Here is a 2,274-nt window from a genome sequence, read left to right on the forward strand (position 1 = left end):
TTCCTCGAGGAGGACTTCGCGCCGCTGCACGCGCGGGTCTGCGCCGCCGTGGCCGCGGGCGCGGCGCGCGCCGGGATCGACCCGGCGGCCGACCTGCCCGGGGCGGAGCGCACGCTGAGCCCCTCCGACGCGGGCTTCCACAACACGCTGCTGCGGCAGGACGGGGAGCTGGTGTTCCTCGACTTCGAGTACTTTGGCTGGGACGACCCGGCCAAGCTCGTCGCCGACTTCTTCCTCCAGCCGCAGGCGCCGCTGGCGCCGCCGCTGCGGCCGGGGTTCCTGGCGCGGCTGGAGCCGGGCTTCGGGGGCCGGCCCGGCTTCCGGGCGCGGCTCGCGCTGCTCTACCCGCTGCTGGCGCTCAAGTGGTGCCTGATCATGCTCAATGTCTACCTGCGGCCGGCGCTGCCCGGCCGCGAGGCCGTCGAGAACCGCGAGGGGCAGCTCGCCCGCGCGTCGGCCGCCCTCGGGGCGCTGCGCGCGGAGTGCGAGAATCGGCTGTTCCCCTGCGGCGGCTTCGACATATAATCCGAAGCGCGATGGAACGGACCCGCACGACGCCACGGCTGGATGCGCGCTCTGTGCACCTGCGCCGCGAGATCATCCACACCGTCGAGCGCGCCCGGCGCGGGCATCTCAACTCCGCCTTCTCGGTGGTCGAGGTCCTGCGGCTGCTCTACGACGAGGTGCTGCGCGTCGACCCCGCCAACCCGCTCTGGCCGGACCGCGACCGGCTCATCCTGAGCAAGGGGCACGGCTGCCTGGCACTGTACGTCCTGCTGGCGGAGAAGGGCTTCTTCCCGCGCGAGCACCTGCAGACGTTCTGCGCCCACGGGTCGATCCTCGGGGGCCACCCGCAGCTCAGCAAGGTGCCGGGCGTCGAGGCCTCGACCGGGTCCCTCGGCCACGGGCTCCCCATCGGGGTCGGGTTTGCGCTCGCCGGGCGCCTCGACGGGCGGGACTTCCGCACCTACGTGGTCCTCGGCGATGGCGAGTGCGACGAAGGCTCCGTCTGGGAGGCCGCGATGTGCGCCGGCAAGCACCGGCTCGCGCGGCTGACCGTGCTCGTGGACTACAACAAGATGCAGTCCTACGGCCCGACCGCCGAGGTGCAGGACCTCGAGCCCTTCGCCGCCAAGTGGCGCAGCTTCGGGTTCGCCGCGCGCGAGGTCGACGGGCACGACCTGCGGGCCCTGCGCCGGGCGCTGGCGGCGGCGGCGCGCGAGACGGAGAAGCCGACCGCGATCATCTGCCACACGATCAAGGGGCGGGGCATCCGGATGCTCGAGGGGAACCTCGACTGGCACCACAAGAGCAAGATCTCGGATGCCGACCTGGCGCGGATCGTCGCGGAGCTCGAGGGCGTGGAGGGCGAGCAGTGAGGAAGGCCTGCCTCGACGAGATCTACCGCCTCGCGAAGCGCGACGAGCGCGTGGTGTTCTTCGGCTCGGACATCGGCGCCGGCACCCTGGACAACTTCCGCCGCGAGATGCCGGAGCGCTTCTTCATGGAGGGGGTGTCGGAGCAGAACATCGTCGGCGTGATGTCCGGGATGGCGATGAGCGGCCGGATTCCGTACCTGAACACCATCGCCGTCTTCCTCACGCGCCGCTGCTACGAGCAGGTCCTGCTGGACGCGGCGATGCACCGGCTCCCCATCCGCCTCTGCGGCAGCGGCGGCGGGGTCGTCTACGCCCCGCTGGGCTCGACCCACCTGGCGTTCGACGACCTGGCGCTGATGCGCGCCATCCCCGGCATGACGATCGTCGCCCCCTGCGACGCCGAGGAGATGCGCCGGCTCGTGCCCCTGACCGCGGACTGGGAGGGGCCGATGTACATCCGCTTCGGCAAGGGCGGCGACCCGGTGGTGAGCGACCCGGCCCAGCCCTTCCGGATCGGCAAGGGGATCCTCCTGCACGGCGGCGCGGATGCGCTGCTGGTCACCACGGGGATCACGCTGCGCATCGCGCTCGAGGCGCGCCGGCTGCTGGCGGGGGAGGGCGTCAGCGCGGCGGTGCTGCACCTGCACACGGTCAAGCCGCTGGATGCCGGGGCGCTGCTCGAGGCCGCGGCGCCGGTGCGGGCCGTCGTGACGATCGAGGAGCACAACCTCGTCGGCGGCCTCGGCAGCGCGGTCGCCGAGGTCCTCGCCGAGGAGCGCTTCGGGGTCCCGAAGGGCTTCCGCCGCCTCGGCCTGCCCGACGCCTTCCATCACCACTACGGCTCGCAGGACTCGATCCTCGGCCACTACGGCGTCACCGCCGCGGGCGCCGCGGC

At 72.7% G+C, this 2,274-nt stretch carries 3 protein-coding genes; all 3 read left to right on the forward strand.

Annotated features, from left to right (window positions below):
- On the forward strand, nucleotides 1–525 hold a 525-nt coding region (locus VI078_16030), incomplete at its 5' end, for an aminoglycoside phosphotransferase family protein (GenBank protein ID HEY6000796.1).
- A 38-nt stretch (nucleotides 526–563) separates the two neighbouring features.
- The gene (locus VI078_16035; GenBank protein HEY6000797.1) at nucleotides 564–1,379 is read left to right on the forward strand and encodes a transketolase; all 816 of its coding nucleotides are present in this window, start codon (nucleotides 564–566) and stop codon (nucleotides 1,377–1,379) included.
- Nucleotides 1,376–2,274, forward strand: an 899-nt coding sequence (locus VI078_16040; GenBank protein ID HEY6000798.1) for a transketolase C-terminal domain-containing protein, incomplete at its 3' end; no start/stop codon positions are given. The genes VI078_16035 and VI078_16040, both read left to right, overlap by 4 nt.

It is taken from the genome of bacterium (assembly GCA_036524115.1).
In the GTDB taxonomy this organism is placed as follows: Bacteria; JAUVQV01; JAUVQV01; order JAUVQV01; family DATDCY01; genus DATDCY01.